Genomic DNA, 18,170 nt, shown 5'->3' on the forward strand with positions numbered 1-18,170 from the left:
CTGAAAAATCAGACCGCCTACAGTCAATCAATAGGCTATTAGCCTTTGGCTAAAATCTCTTTTAAGAATCTTGCCGTGTGTGAACGTTTGTCTTTTGCAACCTCTTCCGGTGTACCGGTTGCAATAATTTGTCCGCCGCCTGAGCCGCCTTCAGGGCCTAAATCCACAATCCAGTCGGCGGTTTTAATCACATCTAAATTATGCTCGATCACCACAATTGTATTGCCTTGGTCACGCAATTTGTGTAACACCGAAAGTAACTGTTTAATATCGGCAAAATGCAAACCGGTGGTCGGTTCGTCTAAGATATACAGCGTTTTGCCGGTATCTCGTTTAGAAAGCTCGGTCGCCAATTTAACTCGCTGTGCTTCACCGCCGGAAAGCGTAGTCGAAGACTGTCCTAAACGAATATACGATAAACCGACATCCATTAACGTCTGTAATTTACGCGCAATCGCCGGTACCGGTGCAAAAAATTCTCTCGCCTCTTCCACCGTCATATCCAGCACTTGATGAATCGTTTTGCCTTTGTAACGGATTTCCAAGGTTTCTCGGTTATAACGTTTACCTTTACAGTGATCACACGGCACATACACATCCGGTAGGAAGTGCATTTCCACTTTAATCACGCCATCACCTTGACAGGCTTCACAACGCCCGCCTCGCACGTTAAAACTAAAGCGTCCGACATTATAGCCTCTCGCTCTCGCTTCTTGCGTACCAGCAAATAATTCACGAATCGGCGTGAATAAACCGGTATAAGTTGCTGGATTTGAACGAGGCGTACGTCCAATTGGGCTTTGGTCAATATCAATCACTTTATCGAAATGCGATAAGCCGTCAATTGACTCATAAGGTGCAACATCGGTACGTTCTGCACGATTTAACGCATTTTGTGCCAATGGGAACAAGGTATCATTGATTAAAGTCGACTTACCCGAACCCGACACACCGGTAATACAAGTGAATAAACCCACCGGAATATCCAACTGTACTTGTTTCAAGTTATTACCACTCGCCCCTTTTAAGGTGAGCAATTTTTTTGCGTCATAAGGCACTCGTTTTGTCGGAATTTCAATCTTCTGTTTACCGGAGAGGAATTGTCCGGTAATCGAATCTTCCACCTGCATAATTTCTTCTGCCGTACCTTGTGCAATAACTTGACCACCATGTACACCTGCCCCAGGGCCGATATCCACAATATGATCCGCCGCACGGATCGCATCTTCATCATGCTCCACCACAATCACGGTATTACCCAAATTACGCAGATGAATTAAGGTATTTAATAAACGTTCGTTATCACGTTGGTGCAAACCGATAGACGGCTCATCAAGCACATACATCACCCCAACCAAGCCTGCACCGATTTGGCTGGCTAAACGAATACGTTGAGCTTCACCACCGGATAAGGTTTCTGCCGAACGAGAAAGTGAGAGGTAATTCAAGCCGACATTGACCAAGAACTGCAAACGTTCACGAATTTCTTTTAAAATTTTCTCCGCAATCTTCGCTTTTTGACCGGCAAGATCTAACTGTTCAAAAAACTCTAACGCTTCGCCAATCGATTTCTCCGATACCATCGGCAAATTGGTTTTATCTAAAAAGACATAGCGTGCTTCACGACGTAAGCGAGAGCCTTCACACTCCAAACACGGGCGATTATTGATATATTTCGCTAATTCCTCACGCACCGAATTCGATTCGGTTTCTTTATAACGGCGAGCCATATTATTTAACACACCTTCAAAGGTATGTTTACGTTTTACTTTATCACCGCGATCATTGACATAAACAAATTCGATTTCGTCTTTTGAGCCGTTCAGAATAATTTCACGTTGTTTTTTAGTCAGGTCTTTAAATGGTGTATCCAGTGAAAAATCATAATGATCCGCCACCGATTTCAACAAACCGAAATAGTAAAAGCTACGGCGATCCCAACCTTTAATCGCACCGCTTGCTAATGAGACATCCGGATTCTGTACCACTTTGTTCGGGTCAAAGTACTGCTCTACCCCTAAGCCGTCACAGGTTGGGCAAGCACCCGCCGGGTTATTAAATGAGAACAAACGAGGTTCTAATTCGTGTAATGAATAACCACAATGCGGACAAGCAAAACTAGACGAAAACACGATTTCGTCCGCACTCGGATCGTCCATATCAGCAATAATCGCTGTCGAACCGGATAAATCCAATGCTGTTTCAAAAGATTCCGCTAAACGTGTTGCAATATCACTTCTCACTTTAAAGCGGTCAACCACCACTTCAATCGTGTGCTTTTTCTGTAATTCCAATGCCGGCGGATCAGATAAATCACAGATTTCGCCGTCAATTCTGGCTCGGATATAGCCGGAAGCGGTCAAATTTTCCAATAATTTTACGTGTTCGCCTTTACGATCTTTGACCACCGGTGCAAGTAACATCAAACGCTTGCCTTCCGGCTCTTCCATTACTCTATCCACCATTTGCGAAATGGTTTGTGCCGCCAGCGGTAAATCGTGATCCGGACAACGAGGCTCGCCCACTCGGGCAAATAATAGACGTAAGTAGTCGTGGATTTCAGTTACCGTACCCACCGTGGAACGAGGGTTATGCGAAGTGGATTTTTGCTCGATAGAAATTGCTGGTGAAAGCCCTTCAATATGGTCAACATCCGGTTTTTCCATCAATGAAAGGAATTGGCGTGCATAAGCAGAAAGGGATTCAACATAACGGCGTTGTCCTTCAGCATACAATGTATCGAAAGCTAAGGAAGACTTACCCGATCCGGATAAGCCGGTAATCACAATAAATTTATCTCGAGGGAGAATTAAGTTGATATTTTTAAGGTTGTGGGTTCTCGCGCCACGAACATCAATGTACTGCATAATCGGTTGCTCTCACTAAAAAATGTTTTTTATTATCGCATATTTTAAGTAACTGTACAAAATATCAGTTTTAATGCGTGCATTTTTTTGAATTTCAGGTAGAATACCGCACAAAATTTTACAGCACTTAATCAATTCACAGAGGATTTTATGGCAGGTATTAATAAAGTTATCATCGTGGGCAATTTAGGTAACGATCCTGAAATGCGCACTATGCCAAACGGCGAAGCAGTTGCAAATATTAGCGTAGCAACCAGTGAAAGTTGGACAGATAAAAATACGGGCGAACGTCGTGAAGTAACCGAATGGCACCGTATCGTATTCTACCGTCGCCAAGCGGAAGTTGCCGGTCAATACTTACGTAAAGGCTCACAAGTTTATGTTGAAGGCCGTTTAAAAACACGTAAATGGCAAGATCAAAACGGTCAAGATCGTTACACCACCGAAATCCAAGGTGACGTTTTACAAATGTTAGGCGGACGTAACCAAGGCGGCGATTTCGGCGGCAACCAAGGCGGTTGGGGAAATTCAGTGCCTGCACCACAACAAAGTTACAACCAAGGTAACAGCGGTTACGGTTACGATCAAACAGCAAGTCGCCCTGCTCCGCAAGCGCCGAAACCAGCTCAAGCAGAGCCACCTATGGATAACTTCGACGACGATATCCCCTTTTAAGTTCTATGCCAACAAAAAGAAGTCTTTAGCGGTTCCTTTTTGTTGGCAATAAATTATTTTATAAATCTCTTATCTCATAAGATATTCCTTCTCTCAACAGATTACTCACCAAACAGAGCTTTATCAAAGCATTCCACATTCGCGACTAGATTGGCTTTTGAAAAAACATTCTTTATGATTTCTGTATTATTAGCGCCAAAAAATCCTGCAATAATCGAACAATTGACACATTGAAACAACTAATTGTATTGCTAAATAGATACCTTTTCTCAGCTTAAAAAATAGACATCGTAGATAAAATGATTGATATTTTTTGAAAAAACATGTCGAATGAACAAAATGCTAGCGAAATAATATCTTTTATTTAGCCACTCTTTTTATTTCTGCGATCCGCATCGAAAAAATACTTTTTTCTCCCTATCTCTCACATCAAATCTTGTTATGCTATCACTCAAATTATTGTAGTTACAAAAAATCATTTGAACGTCTAATTTTAACGTGATAATGTAGAGGCAAAGCATGAAGCTAGAATACGATGAACAAAAAAGCCTACGCAACGAGCAAGAAAGAGGTTTACCGTTTTCGGTTGCAAAAAATTTTGAATTCGATACCGCTTTTATTGAACAAGATATTCGCTTTGAATACTCGGAACCTCGTTTTAAAGCAATAGGATTCATTCACGAACGACTTTTCGTGATCGTTTTTTGTCTGAGGAACGAAAATTATCGTATTATCAGCTTGCGTAAAGCCAATCCAAGAGAGGTTAAAAAATATGAAATATACCGAAGATTATATTGATGATGAAAATCCGGAATGGACAGATGAAGATTTCAAAAACGCTCTCACTTTCGAACAAATGCCTCCGGCATTACAAGCATTGGTCATTGAAAGTCGTGAGCGGAAACGTGGTCGCCCTGTTGCACAAACCAAGAAAGTAAGTGTGACCATTCGTTACTCGCAATCCGTGATTGATGCTTTTAAGTCCACTGGAAAAGGCTGGCAAAGCCGAATGAATCAAGTGCTAGAAGACTACGTAGCGAAGACATTGTAGAAAATGATAAGCGGTTGGATTTTGTTGAGATCTTGCAAAAAATTCAGCAAATTTAACCGCTTGATATTAGGGTTTAAAATAAATTTTGCTGGTTATTATCAATTTTTTGAGCAATACCAATCCCCTCATACTTCTCAAAGTCCTGAATAATTGCTAGAAAATTTTCTTTTCTCTAATGGAATTTTACTATCTGTAAAATTGTCGTAAAATAATCAGGAATACCTAATTGCTTACGTTCTATATGTTCTAAATCATCAAACATAGATTTAAACGATTCCGAATTTGTTTTATTTTTATTAAATCTCTCTTGATTCGATGCTCGCATTATAACGGCAAAAATAGGCTCTCTTTTCCCATAACAAATCAGGCTTTAATCTTAAAATAACCCAATCATTATCTGGATCTACTCCATTCTGTATTTCTTGATTTTTTCTAATTCCCCAAAACATTTTATAATTAGGAAAAGAAATAGAACAACAAATACCATTCTGAATATTATCGATACGATGATGATCGTTATAGTAATAATCAATAGATGCATCATATAAACTACTTCTACCTAATAATCCATATTCTAAAATATTTTTTACGTTATCTAGGCGAGTGAAATGGGTCAGGAATTTTATACCTCTACGTTCCACTTCTGATTTTATGATTTTTTGTTCTTCACTTAATTGTTGTTCTTGATGAAGATCACGAAGTATTTCATCAAGACTTGTTTTGGAAGAGTCTGATAACAAATCTCGAATAACTGAAGATGTTCTTGGAGATAGAATGAAAGTATTATTCTCTATTTCCTTTTTATCTTCTATATTAGCTACAGTAGAGAAAGTGCTAGAAAGGGGAGTTTCGGAAGAAGGGCTTATAATAGTTTTAATATTTTCGCCATTCTCTTTATTTATTTTGGCTGGCTGGCTGGCTGGCTGGCTGGCTGGCTGGCTGGCTGGCTGGCTGGCTGTTTTTAGTGTAGTTTTTGATTGAAATGGTGTCGAGCTTTTCGTACTAGAAGTAGAACGAGTTGATGATGAATTTCTGCTGTTTGAACTTGATGAAGAACCTCCCCCAAACAAAGAACCAACAACACAAATTACAATGATCCAAAAAATAATATCCTTTAAAGATCTCCTATGTTTAGGATAAATGGAAAAATAAATTCTAAACCAGATCCGTAAAAACTTCAGCAAATTTAACCACTTTCCGTTATAATCCCTAACAGATTTTATGGTGCAACTACGCCGCACCTTTTTTATTTTTATAGAGAGAATTTATGTTTCAAGACAATCCGCTACTTGCTCAATTAAAACAACAAATTGAGGCAAATAAAGAATATGTAGAAGGCACGGTTAAAGCCTCAGATAAGGCATTCGGTTTTTTAGAATGTGACAAGAAAAGTTATTTCATTCCGCCAATGGAAATGAAAAAAGTAATGCACGGCGATAAAGTGAAAGCCGTAGTAAAACGTGAAGGCGATAAAGAACAGGTAGAAATCGACAGTTTACTTGAACCGATGCTTGATCGCTTTATTGCACAGGTGCGTTTTAACAAAGACAATAAATTACAATTGATTGTCGATCATCCAAGTATTAAAAATATCATTCCGGCAAATACGCATAAAAAGGTCAGTGAGACATTGGAAAACGGTGACTGGGTAGTGGCGCAACTCAAAACTCACCCATTACGTGACGATCGTTTCTTATTTGCTCAAGTGACTCAATTTATCTGTAAAGCGGACGATAATTTCGCCCCGTGGTGGGTCACATTAGCTCGTCACGAACAGCCTCGTGAGCCGGTTGCGAATGAGAAAAGCTATGAATTACACGATGAATTAGAGCGTGAAGATCTGACTTCACTCTACTTTACCACTATCGATAGCCCAAGCACGCAAGATATGGATGATGCATTATACATCGAGCCAATCAAACAAGGCGAAGAACAAACCGGTTGGCGTTTAGTGGTAGCGATTGCCGATCCGACCGCCTATATTCCGGAAAATTCAAATATCGAAAAAGCGGCTCGTCAACGTTGTTTTACTAACTATTTACCGGGCTTCAATATTCCGATGTTACCTCGTGAACTGTCAGACGATCTCTGCTCGCTTGTACCAAACGAAAAACGCCCTGCGTTAGTCGGTTATATCGAAACCGATTTAGCCGGTAATATTATTGGTGATACAGATTTTGTTTCAGCATGGGTGGAAAGCAAAGCGAAATTAGCTTACGACAACGTATCGGATTATCTCGAACAGGTTGAAAATGCGTGGCGACCGGAAAATGCGGAAACCAAACAACAAATCGATTGGTTACACCAATTTACTCTTGCTCGTATTGAATGGCGTCGTAACAATGCGTTATTGTTTAAAGAATCGGGCGATTACTCATTTGAATTAAATGAAGACGGTTCGGTACGTGATATCCACGTAGAATACCGCCGTATTGCAAATCAAATGATCGAAGAGTCGATGATCATTGCCAATATTTGCTGTGCGAAATTCTTAGCTGACAATGCCAAAACAGGCGTATTTAATACCCACGCCGGCTTTGATCCGAAAAATTTAGAATTAGCACAAAAATTCTTACTGGATACGTTAGCCACTGACGAGAACCGTGAAGCACTGACTGCATTATATGCGCCGGAAAAACTGGCAACGCTTGAAGGCTATTGCGAAATGCGTCGTTCGATTGATGAGTTTCCAGAGAAATTCTTAGAGCTTCGTTTACGCCGTTATCTCACTTTTGCAGAATTTAAATCGGAAGTTGCACCGCACCTCGGTTTAGGTATCAGCCATTATGCAACTTGGACATCACCAATTCGTAAATATGGCGATATGGTAAACCATCGCTTAATCAAACAAGTATTACTCGGCAAGCAGGCGAAAACGGTGGAAGAAAGCATCTTAGTTCGTTTACAAGAAGCTCGTCGTCAAAACCGTTTGGTAGAACGTGATATTGCCGATTGGCTCTATGCACGTTACCTATTCCCAATGGTAGAACAAGCGGTCGAATTTGACTGTGAAATTGCAGATGTTTCTCGTGGCGGTGTGCGAGCGAAAGTGATCGCAAACGGTGCACAAATTTTCGTACCGTTCTCCACCATTCACGATAAAAAGGAAGAAATGGAATTCCGTCCGGAAGAAATCGCACTTTACATTAAAGGCGAAAAAACTTACCAAATCGGACAAGCGGTTAAAGTTAAACTTACTGAAGTACGTTTAGAAACACGTTCGATTGTGGGGAATATTATCTAATCGGCAAGCGGTCAAATTTCGAGAATTTTTTGCAAAATTTTCTATAAATTTGACCGCTTATTACATGAGGCTTTATGCAAAAGAACATTATCGGTTTTGCTCTTTCTTTAGCCATTTTATGGGCAATGCTTTATCTCGGCAAAGGGTTAAACACGCTCATTCCTATCGGTATTCCGGATAGTATTTGGGGTTTACTTGTCTTATTTGTTACGCTTATTACAGGCTTAATCAAATTGGAATGGGTACTACCGACGGGACGTTTCCTAAACCGTTATATGCCTCTGGTTTTTCTACCGATTTGTGTGGGTATGATTGAATACGGCGAGATTTTAGTTCGTTATTTTTCCTCACTAATTATTTCCAATATCCTCAGCACAATAATTACCATTGTTGTAGTCGGTTGGGTAGCACAACGCTTATTCAAGCATTCGGAGGATGACCAATGATTTATCTTTATACCTTACTGACTATCGTTGTCTTTTTCCTCAGTGTGAAGCTCAGTAAAAAATTATCGATTTCGTTACTGAATCCTTTTTTATTAACGCTATTATTGCTGGTCGCAATCTTAGTGATTTTTCAAATCCCATATAAAGACTATCAGCAAGGTACTTCTCCGCTCAGCCATTTTCTAGGTTTGGCAATTGTTGCTCTTGCGATTCCGCTTTATGAACAATTTCCACAAATTCGCCAACGCTGGAAGGCAATCAGCTTTATTTTGTTACTTGGTACGCTCGTTTCAATGTGTAGCGGTATGTTATTAGCACTATTATTTGGCGGTACACAAGATATCGTTGCCGCACTAATGCCGAAATCGGTAACCATGCCGCTTGCATTAGTGATTACCGGTGAAATCGGCGGAATTTGCTTTAAGCGCAGTAGGGGTAATGGTGGCGGGCTTATTGGGTGCGGTATTAGGTGTGCCTGTACTAAAACTTGTTCGTATTACTAATCCGCAAGCAATCGGTATGAGTTTAGGTATTGCGTCTCACGCACTTGGTACGGCTCGTTGTATGGAACTCAATACAAAATCAGCGAGTTATAGTTCATTAGCTTTAGTGATCTGCGGCTTACTTTCTTCATTTATCGCACAACCGATTTTCCATTTAGCAGTAAAATGGTTAATGTAGTTTTTCATTTATAACTTGAGAGGATATGATGGCAACTTATATTGTTGGCGATTTACACGGCTGTTTTGATGAGTTACAACTGCTACTCAAACAAGCTAATTACAATCCGGCACAAGACGAACTGTGGCTAACCGGCGATTTAGTTGCCCGCGGTGCAAAATCGTTGGAATGCTTACGCTTTGTGAAAGATCCGAAAAATAATGCAAAAACCATTTTAGGTAATCATGATCTGCACTTGCTTGCCACGTTACTCGGTATCAAAAAAGTGAAACCCAGCGATCAGGTGGATGCGATTTTTGAAGCAGAAGATCGTACTGATTTACAAAATTGGCTGAGAAATCAGCCGCTTCTTATTCGGCATCCTAAATATGGCTTCTTATTAGCTCACGCTGGTATCGGTCCAGAATGGAACTTAGCGGAAACCATCGCTTGTGCTAGAGAAGCGGAAGCGGTTTTACAAAGTGATGATTATGCAGACTATATCGCCCGAATGTATGAAAACACACCGGATCATTGGTCTGCCGAATGGCAAGGTATCGAACGTTGGCGATATATTGTGAACGTCTTTACCCGTATGCGTTTTTGCTATGCCGACAAGCGGTTAGATTTTGCTTGTAAATTACCGGTTCAAGATGCACCAAGCGAATTAAAACCTTGGTTTGAATTAGATAATCCGTTATTTCATCAACAAGAGATTATTTTTGGTCACTGGGCGAGCTTAATGGGCAAAGTGGATAAACCAAATATCTACGCTTTAGATACCGGCTGTGCATGGGGCAACCATCTCACCATGGTTCGCTGGGAAGATAAACAAATTTTCACCCAAGAACGCTTAAAATAAAATCAAACAAAATATGAAGGCTTGCCATCCTTTATATTTTCCATTAGAATTTATCTCAATTATGCGACTATAGCTCAGTTGGTTAGAGCACCACCTTGACATGGTGGGGGTCACTGGTTCGAGTCCAGCTAGTCGCACCATCAAATTCTAATCCCTCGTCGCAAGACGAGGGATTTTTTATGCCTTATCATTGACTAAATGCTAATAAAAAAGCCCATTTAAAATTGCTCATCTGAACATTTTTAAATGGGCTTTCACCTCTCTCATAACCTACCTTGCGGTGTTTAGCGTTTCTTTGATAACTTCCCTTACCTTTTCGGTTTCGCTCAACACGACTTTTAAATAATGGATCGGTAACTAACGCTTTTATTGCACTTTCGTGAATTTCTCCTCGATTATGCTGATAACCCATTGTTTCTAATGTTTTTTTCATTTTTATTCCTTTTTTGTTAGTGGTATAAATTTTATTTAAGATACTGTATATAATGCCTAAATTTACGAACTTTGTATATAAGAACACCGAAATTTTCGGTATAATCCTCTACATATCTGCGTAAAGCGGTCAAATTTTTAGAAAATTTTGCAAATTTGGGAGTTTCAATGAATAAAGATGAAATAGGACACAATTTCTTAGCCCGTTTAGGAAAAACTCGGTTACGTCCCGGTGGTAAACTGGCAACAGATTGGTTAATTGCAAACGGTGATTTTAACCCACATAAAAAGGTATTAGAAGTTGCTTGTAATATGTGTACGACGGCAATCCAAATTGCTAAACAATATGGCTGTCATATTACCGGTATCGATCTTGATGAATCCGCATTAGAGAAAGCTAAGGCTAATATTAAAGAAAACGAATTGGAACATTTGATTCAGGTGCAACGTGCTAATGCAACCAAATTACCGTTTGAAGATAACAGTTTCGATATTGTCATTAACGAAGCAATGCTCACAATGTTGCCGATTGAAGCAAAAGAAAAAGCAATTCGTGAATATTTCAGAGTGTTAAAACCGGGTGGTTTTTTACTGACACACGATGTAATGTTACAGACCGAAGAATCTGAAGATATACTATCGGCATTACGTGAAGCAATTAATATTAGTGTTACACCACTTACTAAAGAAGGCTGGAAACACACATTCCAACAATGCGGTTTCCGAAATGTTGATACGTTTTCCGGTGAAATGACCTTGCTTTCACCAAAAGGCTTAATTTATGATGAAGGTGTATTAGGTGCAATGAAAGTTGTCGGTAATGCGCTTAAGCCGGAAAATCGTGAAACTTTCAAAAAAATGTTCCAAACATTTAATGATCCAGAACATCAATTAGGGTTTATTGCCGTTTGTAGCCAAAAATAATCAAAAATCCTTCTATATTCATAGAGGGATTTTTAATCTATGTAATTAAGGAAAAACAATGTTCGAGATGTTCCAATCTTGGTATAAACAAAAATTTAATGATCCGCAAACCGTTGCTTTATTGGGGATTCTTGCGATTGGATTTGGCATTATTTATTTCTTTAGCGATCTCATTATGCCTTTGCTTATCGCTATTGTTTTTGCTTACTTATTGGAATGGCCGATCAAATTATTGACTAAAAAGCTAAAATTTCCTCGTCTGCTTAGTTTAATTGTCGTCTTAGGCGGTTTTATTTCATTATCGACTTTCCTTTTTGTCGTAATGCTTCCAAGCTTGTGGAATCAGGCTGTCACTTTTGTACGAGATCTTCCATCTATGTTTAATTTATTGAATGCATGGCTGGAAGCACTCCCGGAACATTATCCGGAGTTAATTGATTATGCGATGCTAGATTCATTAATGAATACACTAAAGAGTAAAATTCTAGGATTTGGCGAATCATTGCTTGCTCTTTCCGTTAATTCTTTAATCAGCTTAGTCGGTTTAGGCATTTATGCTTTTCTTGTGCCATTAATGGTATTCTTTTTACTTAAAGATAAATCACTATTTTTACGAGGATTTGTTCGATTTCTACCTAAAAATCGCCGCTTAGCAACCAATGTTTGGTTTGAAATGCAACAACAAATCGCTAATTATATTCGTGGGAAATTCCTCGAAATTTTAATTGTCGGTATTGCAACTTATGCTATTTTCTTATTTTTCGATTTACGTTATCCATTACTGCTCTCCGTAGCGGTAGGTTTATCGGTCTTAGTGCCTTATATCGGTGCGGTATTGGTCACAATTCCGGTCGCATTAGTTGCCTTATTCCAATTCGGTTTATCGCCTGATTTTTATTATTTATTACTGGCATTTGTTATCAGTCAACTATTAGATGGTAACTTAGTCGTACCATTCTTATTTTCCGAAGCGGTCAATCTTCATCCATTAACGATTATTGTCGCGGTGTTAATTTTTGGCGGCTTATGGGGATTTTGGGGCGTATTTTTTGCTATCCCTTTAGCAACTTTAGTCAAAGCCGTGCTTAATGCCTTACCTTCAAATGATGAAGACGTACAAACTTAATCTCATATCAAGTCACTGTAATAAAAGGATTTATTTATGATTACACAGAATCAAAATTCTTGTCGTCATCCAAATTTAACCCAGATAAAACATATTGTCGCCCTTGGAGGCGGACATGGATTAGGCAGAATTTTATCTTCGCTGACATTTATGGGAGAGCGTTTAACTGGTATTGTGACGACGACAGATAACGGTGGTTCGACCGGTCGTATTCGTTCACAACACGGAGGCATCGCTTGGGGTGACTTACGAAATTGTTTAAATCAGATCATTATTAAACCAACTGTTGCTTCCGCTTTATTTGAATACCGTTTTGGTGGGAATGGAGAACTTGCCGGACATAATTTAGGTAATTTAATTCTGAAAGCGTTAGAAAATATGAATATTAGACCGCTTGAAGGCATTAATTTAGTTCGAGAATTATTACATGTGCGTTCAGGGTTAATTCCAATGTCCGAATCGCCAGTACATTTAGCCGCACAATTATTATCAGGCGAAACGATAGTTGGTGAAGTGTCTGTTGATGCACTTACTGAAATTCCCCATAGTCTGTTATTAACGCCGACAGTTACCGCTACACCTGAGGCAATTAATTCAATTAAACAAGCGGAATTAATTATCCTCGGTCCCGGTAGTTTTCTCACTAGCATTATGCCGCCTTTATTAGTCGATGAAATTGCACAAGCCATTCGTACGAGTCAGGCTAAAGTCGTATTTATTGATAATATCGTGCAAGAAGCCGGTCCAGCCGGTTTATTATCATTATCTGACCGCATTATATGGATTGAAAAACAAATTGGTGAGCAACGATTAAACGGTGTGATAACCCCAAATGAGAACGCTCTAATTCCTGCCCATATTACCTTGTTAGTTAGAATACTCTCTGATGATAAGATTGCGTATCGTCATGATCGCATAAAATTAAGCAAAGCGATTAATGATATAATGACATTATTAAAATAGTGATTGTACTGCTCCATATTGGAGCAATTTACTTTTAGAGGATTTTTGTGTGTTAGTTTCTGATTTTCATTTTGATTTACCCGATGAGTTAATTGCTCGTTATCCAACTCCCGAAAGAACAGCAAGCCGTTTATTACATTTAAATGGTGAAGCCGGTACATTTGAAGATAAACAATTTTCTGATTTAATTGAACAAATTGATGAGGGAGATCTGTTAATTTTTAATAATACTCGCGTAATTCCGGCTCGTCTTTATGGACGAAAAGCCAGCGGTGGTAAATTAGAAGTCTTAGTTGAACGAGTGTTGGATGAGCATCGCTGTTTAGCCCATGTAAGAGCCTCAAAAGCCCCTAAAGAGGGGGCTGAATTAATCCTTGGTGAGGATAAATTAGGTGAAGGGAATGGTTTCAAAGCGATTATGGTCGCTCGTCACGAAGCATTATTTGAACTGCGTTTTAATGAACAACAACCTTTATTCGAGCTTCTACAACAAGCAGGCCATATGCCTTTACCGCCTTATATCGATAGACCAGACGAAGATGCAGACCAAGAACGCTATCAAACTGTATATAGTAAAGTTTTAGGTGCGGTTGCCGCTCCAACAGCCGGTTTACATTTTGACAACCCTACACTTGAAAAACTGAAAGCTAAAGGGGTTAATATTGCTTTTGTCACGCTACATGTTGGTGCAGGGACATTCCAGCCGGTACGAGTCGAGAATATTTTAGATCATAAAATGCACGCTGAATATGCCGAAGTCAGCCAAGAAGTAGTTGATCAAATTCTCGCAACCAAAACAGCAGGTAAACGTGTGATTGCAGTCGGAACAACCTCAGTTCGCTCCGTTGAAAGTGCGACTCAAGCGGCTGAAAAAGAAGGGAAATTAATTGCTCCATTTTTCTCCGATACCAGCATTTTCCTTTATCCGGGCAAAACATTTCGGGTTGTTGACGCACTAGTTACCAACTTCCATTTGCCTGAATCAACATTGATTATGTTAGTGTCGGCATTTGCCGGTTATCGTAATACCATGAAAGCCTACCGTCATGCGGTCGAAGCGAAATATCGTTTCTTTAGCTATGGTGATGCCATGTTTATCAATAAAAATCCTAATGCATTAAACGATATTCCATAACTGTGTATAGCCACGTTTTCTTAATCAACGTGGCTTTTTATTTTTCTTTTCCATACAACTGCCGATACCACACCGAAAAATCATTTCTAGCCGTACTTAACCGCCATTTATCCGGATAAAAATCTACAATAATCATCCCCTGTTTTGCCGTCGTAATTAATGGAATCTTATGCTGTGTAAATCGTTCAACTACTTTTGGATGCGGCATTTTCCACGGATTCCAACGTCCGACCGAAGCAATCGCTAACTGTGGCTTACTTTTCGCTAAAAACGTATGACTACTACTGGTTCTCTTTGCCATGATGTGCGACTTGAAGGAAATCAATACGATGATCTAATGAATTTATGATTTGTCGTTCCTGTTCAGCCCCAGCATCTCCGGTTAACAATACCTGAAAGCGGTTAAATTTTGCCAAAATAATGCAAGAATCCTTATTCTTAGCTCTTTCAACACGATCTTTAGGGTAAATAGCTTTAAGTTGTAACATTCCAAATTGCCACTGTTTCCCCTGTATACAAGCCTCGGGAGAAATATTCACATAGGATTTCAAACTACTTGAAATTAAGCGTGCTTTGGGATACGCCTTAAGCAAATCGACAACGCCTCCTGAATGATCATTATCATCATGACTCAGAAATATTGCTTCCACGGTAATCTGATGGCGGCGTAAATAAGGTAATATCTCAATTGATGCCATAGAACCGGTTTTCCCACCGCTTGCCCAGCCTACGCCAGTATCGTAAAAAATTGCCCGTTTTTGACCGCTAGTATCTTGATAAACAAATGCTTGAGCTAAGCCCTGTCCTACATCAAAGGTAATCCATTGTAACGGAGCTTGGCGGCATTGAGAAAGATAAAGTCCTAATTGACTACATATCAACAATATGACACTTTTATACCAATATGATTGAGTTCGTGAATACAATACGCCATATAATACAAGCAATACTGCTAAATCGATAATTAACCACTGAATCTGTTGCCAATAGCCTAACCAAACCCATTGATGAGAAAGCGGTTCTAAATAATTTAGACTTAGTCCGGCAAGTTGATCAGCTAATTGCCACGTATTAAACACATTATTTGTTAATAAACTCAGCAAGACTAATGGCACGAGTAGAAAACTATATAGTGGTACAATCAACAGATTCGCTACGAATGCCGTAAGTGAAATCCCTTCAAAAAAATAAAATTGTACTGGGGTAAATACCAATAAAATGCCACATTGTAAATGTAATAACCCAATACAAAAACGAACGGGTATTAGCCACCGGTTATATGCTCTATGTTTAAAGAATGCAGATAGGGGAAAATATTGATACCAAATCAGTAAACTAATTACTGCCAAGATCGAAAGCCAAAAACTGTCGGATAAAATAGATAACGGATCAAGCAGTAACAGTACAGCTACAACTCGCCACCAATATTGCCACGAAGTATAGTGATAACGCAAAAATCGACACAACAGCACGAAACCAATCGCAATCAATGCACGTACTGTCGTAATCGAAAAACCGGCAAAATAGCTGTAACTTATTGCAGATACAATTCCGATAATATGAGCAAAAAAATAGTAAAATCCGACCGCTTGTCCAACACGACAATTCAATAAAAGCCATTGGATTCCCTTAGCTACCCAAAAACCGAATAAAAATGCCAAACCGATATGTAAACCGGAAATGGCAATTAAGTGTGCGGTTGACGTTTTTTGAAAAATTTGCCAATGTTGATCATTGATCCAAGCCCTCTCACCAAATGCTAAAGCAAGTAATAAACCTTGAGTAGATAATGACTCCGTCTGTTGCTTTGTTCTTGCTAACATAGCATAACGTAAAGATTTATTGTCCTGTTCAATTAACTTAACCTGCCGAGTAGTCGCACTCCCCTGTAAATGCTGAGCAAAATACCAACGTTGTCGGTCGAAATTGCCGAAATTCTCACGTGCAGATATCGGACGAAACTGCAATTCTGCCTGATAACTTCCGCCTAAAACTAAAGGTACCTCGCTTTGCCAAGTGAGATAAATGTGCTGATCATTTTCTCGTTTTGCTATCGCAGTTTGGTGATCCGTTTGCTTAACCAAACGAATAATTTGAATTGTTTCATAAGACTTACCTGCGGTCTGATTTTCCGCATTTTTTGCAAATTGCCATACAGAATAGTAACTGGCTGTCATAATGAGTGCAAAAATAAGTAAGAGCTGATTTCGACAAAATACGCTATATATCGCAATAATCAGGAAAATAAAGATAGGTAGAGCAAGCCATTGAGATGGTAGCCACAAAAGAGGCAAGAAACTTACGCAAATAAAAATAGAAAAACGGTCAAGATTCATAGCAATTACCCAAATTATTGGTAAAGTATGCTAAAAATCCGACCGCTTGTATCAAGAAGAGCTTAATTCTTCGATCGAGATCGCAAAAATTATTTGCCTTTAACTAGGCCTTTTGATCTTCCGCCTGGCTTACCGCCGCAGTAAATAATACGTCTGTTGATGAGTTTAATGCCGTTTCCGCAGAGTCTTGAATAACCCCGATAATAAAGCCAACACCAATTACTTGTGCTCGCAATGTCGTTTGGAATATTAAATAAACTACACGCTAATGGAATTAATAATAATGAACCGCCGGCAACACCTGAAGCACCACACGCACAAACAGATGCAACAATACTTAATAATAATGCTGTTGCAAAATCAGGATGAATACCTTGTGTATAAGCTGCACTAAAGTTAAAACGGTTACAGTAATCGCAACACCCGCCATATTGATATTCGCACCAAGCGGAATCGCAACTGAAGCAATTTCATCACGTACACCTAAACGTTTTGCAAGGTTCATATTAACCGGAATATTTGTTGCTGAACTACGAGTAAAGAATGCGGTTACACCACTTTCACGTAAGCAGGTTAATGTTAACGGATAAGGATTACGACGGATTTTCCAGAATACGATTAATGGATTTAACACAAATGCCACAAATGCCATTGAACCTAGTAATACACCTAACAAACGTGCATAACCAGCAAAGGCATCAATACCGTTAGTTGCAATGGTTTCAGCAACTAAACCGAATACACCGATAGGTGCAAATGCAATCACAACTTTAACCACATAAGATACTGCTTCTGCAAAATCATTTAAAAAAGTTTTGGTACTCGGTGCCGCATGACGTAAAGCAATACCTAAACCGATTGCCCAAGCTAAAATACCGATGAAGTTTGCGTTTGCTAATGCTTGTAGTGGGTTATCAACCAAGTTGAATACTACTGTTTTAATGATTTCACCGATACCTTGCGGTGGGTTCAAGTTATCTGGATTTGAAACAAGTTCCAAGGTTGTTGGGAACATAAAACTTAAAATAACTGCGGTTAATGTTGCCACAAATGTACCCAGTACATACATGACCAAAATCGGTTTTAATTTGCTGTCCGAACCGACTTCTTTATTTGCAATCGCAGATAAAACTAACACGAATACTAAAATGGGTGCGATTGCACGTAATGATTTCACAAAGAATTGACCTAATACACCGACATTCTTTGCCCAATCAGGGTTTGTCAATGCAAGGCAAACTCCCAATACTAAACCGACGGCAATACGTAAAACTAAATTACCCCCGAGAAGTTTTGATGATAAAGATGAATTACTCATAATGTTTCACTTTTGTAAGACTAATAAAAAATAAATAAACGGCTAGCCGTCCATCCACCTAAAAATACGAAGTTTTGAGATTAACGGAAAATAATCTGTTTGGGAATAGTTTTAAACAGATTTTATCTATT

Annotated in this window: 13 protein-coding genes, 1 tRNA gene and 3 pseudogenes; 12 read left to right on the forward strand and 5 right to left on the reverse strand. The window is 39.2% G+C overall.

What is annotated here, in order from left to right; genetic code table 11:
• Nucleotides 1–38: 38 nt before the first annotated feature.
• A complete protein-coding gene (gene uvrA, locus NYR89_RS04100) occupies nucleotides 39–2,867 on the reverse strand; it encodes an excinuclease ABC subunit UvrA (protein ID WP_279446453.1) in 2,829 nt (942 codons plus the stop codon).
• Nucleotides 2,868–3,017: 150 nt separating this feature from the next.
• Between uvrA and NYR89_RS04105 the strand changes: the two genes are divergently transcribed.
• The 3 genes from NYR89_RS04105 to NYR89_RS04115 all read left to right on the forward strand — a co-directional run bounded on the left by NYR89_RS04105 (nucleotide 3,018) and on the right by NYR89_RS04115 (nucleotide 4,593).
• Nucleotides 3,018–3,542, forward strand: a complete 525-nt coding sequence (locus NYR89_RS04105; protein WP_279446454.1) for a single-stranded DNA-binding protein — start codon at nucleotides 3,018–3,020, stop codon at nucleotides 3,540–3,542.
• Nucleotides 3,543–4,061: 519 nt separating this feature from the next.
• Nucleotides 4,062–4,340: a BrnT family toxin gene (locus tag NYR89_RS04110; RefSeq protein ID WP_279446455.1), complete on the forward strand. Its 279-nt coding sequence runs from the start codon at nucleotides 4,062–4,064 to the stop codon at nucleotides 4,338–4,340.
• Nucleotides 4,315–4,593 (forward strand): BrnA antitoxin family protein, encoded by a 279-nt coding sequence (locus NYR89_RS04115; RefSeq protein WP_279446456.1) that lies wholly within the window; start codon nucleotides 4,315–4,317, stop codon nucleotides 4,591–4,593. Before NYR89_RS04110 ends, NYR89_RS04115 begins: the two co-directional genes overlap by 26 nt.
• Before the next feature lie 296 nt (nucleotides 4,594–4,889).
• Here NYR89_RS04115 and NYR89_RS04120 read toward each other — a convergent pair whose 3' ends face one another.
• The gene (locus NYR89_RS04120) at nucleotides 4,890–5,777 is read right to left on the reverse strand and encodes a DarT ssDNA thymidine ADP-ribosyltransferase family protein (RefSeq protein WP_279446457.1); all 888 of its coding nucleotides are present in this window, start codon (nucleotides 5,775–5,777) and stop codon (nucleotides 4,890–4,892) included.
• An 83-nt stretch (nucleotides 5,778–5,860) separates the two neighbouring features.
• Here NYR89_RS04120 and NYR89_RS04125 point away from each other — a divergent pair, with 83 nt between their 5' ends.
• The 5 genes and pseudogenes from NYR89_RS04125 to NYR89_RS04145 all read left to right on the forward strand — a co-directional run bounded on the left by NYR89_RS04125 (nucleotide 5,861) and on the right by NYR89_RS04145 (nucleotide 9,945).
• Nucleotides 5,861–7,837 carry an exoribonuclease II gene (locus NYR89_RS04125; protein ID WP_279446459.1) on the forward strand — a complete coding sequence of 659 codons (1,977 nt, stop codon included), beginning with the start codon at nucleotides 5,861–5,863 and terminating at the stop codon, nucleotides 7,835–7,837.
• A 74-nt stretch (nucleotides 7,838–7,911) separates the two neighbouring features.
• Nucleotides 7,912–8,283, forward strand: a complete 372-nt coding sequence (locus NYR89_RS04130) for a CidA/LrgA family protein (protein WP_279446460.1) — start codon at nucleotides 7,912–7,914, stop codon at nucleotides 8,281–8,283.
• A pseudogene (locus NYR89_RS04135) lies at nucleotides 8,280–8,964 on the forward strand (LrgB family protein). Before NYR89_RS04130 ends, NYR89_RS04135 begins: the two are co-directional and overlap by 4 nt.
• 28 nt (nucleotides 8,965–8,992) lie before the next feature.
• On the forward strand, nucleotides 8,993–9,805 hold the full coding sequence (apaH, locus tag NYR89_RS04140; RefSeq protein ID WP_279446638.1) for a bis(5'-nucleosyl)-tetraphosphatase (symmetrical) ApaH: 813 nt from the start codon (nucleotides 8,993–8,995) through the stop codon (nucleotides 9,803–9,805).
• A 63-nt stretch (nucleotides 9,806–9,868) separates the two neighbouring features.
• A tRNA-Val gene (locus NYR89_RS04145) sits at nucleotides 9,869–9,945 on the forward strand.
• 47 nt (nucleotides 9,946–9,992) lie between these two features.
• Here NYR89_RS04145 and NYR89_RS04150 read toward each other — a convergent pair.
• A complete protein-coding gene (locus tag NYR89_RS04150; RefSeq protein ID WP_279446461.1) occupies nucleotides 9,993–10,238 on the reverse strand; it encodes an alternative ribosome-rescue factor A in 246 nt (81 codons plus the stop codon).
• A 167-nt stretch (nucleotides 10,239–10,405) separates the two neighbouring features.
• Here NYR89_RS04150 and NYR89_RS04155 point away from each other — a divergent pair, with 167 nt between their 5' ends.
• From NYR89_RS04155 to queA, 4 genes are read left to right on the forward strand one after another with little or no spacing between them, the layout of a single operon-like run.
• Nucleotides 10,406–11,161 carry a methyltransferase domain-containing protein gene (locus NYR89_RS04155; RefSeq protein ID WP_279446462.1) on the forward strand — a complete coding sequence of 252 codons (756 nt, stop codon included), beginning with the start codon at nucleotides 10,406–10,408 and terminating at the stop codon, nucleotides 11,159–11,161.
• A 58-nt stretch (nucleotides 11,162–11,219) separates the two neighbouring features.
• Entirely contained in the window at nucleotides 11,220–12,287 is a 1,068-nt protein-coding gene (locus tag NYR89_RS04160) for an AI-2E family transporter (RefSeq protein WP_279446463.1), read from the forward strand.
• Between the two features lie 36 nt (nucleotides 12,288–12,323).
• Nucleotides 12,324–13,250, forward strand: coding sequence for a gluconeogenesis factor YvcK family protein (locus NYR89_RS04165; protein ID WP_279446464.1), 927 nt, complete (start codon nucleotides 12,324–12,326; stop codon nucleotides 13,248–13,250).
• A 49-nt stretch (nucleotides 13,251–13,299) separates the two neighbouring features.
• A complete protein-coding gene (gene queA / locus NYR89_RS04170) occupies nucleotides 13,300–14,385 on the forward strand; it encodes a tRNA preQ1(34) S-adenosylmethionine ribosyltransferase-isomerase QueA (protein WP_279446465.1) in 1,086 nt (361 codons plus the stop codon).
• 37 nt (nucleotides 14,386–14,422) lie between these two features.
• Here the strand turns inward: queA and NYR89_RS04175 are convergent.
• Nucleotides 14,423–16,721, reverse strand: a pseudogene (locus NYR89_RS04175) (DNA internalization-related competence protein ComEC/Rec2).
• Nucleotides 16,722–16,824: 103 nt separating this feature from the next.
• Nucleotides 16,825–18,039 (reverse strand): annotated as a pseudogene (gene sstT / locus NYR89_RS04180) (serine/threonine transporter SstT).
• Between the last annotated feature and the right edge of the window lie 131 nt (nucleotides 18,040–18,170).

The organism is Actinobacillus arthritidis (assembly GCF_029774155.1).
Classification (GTDB): Bacteria; Pseudomonadota; Gammaproteobacteria; order Enterobacterales; family Pasteurellaceae; genus Actinobacillus; species Actinobacillus arthritidis.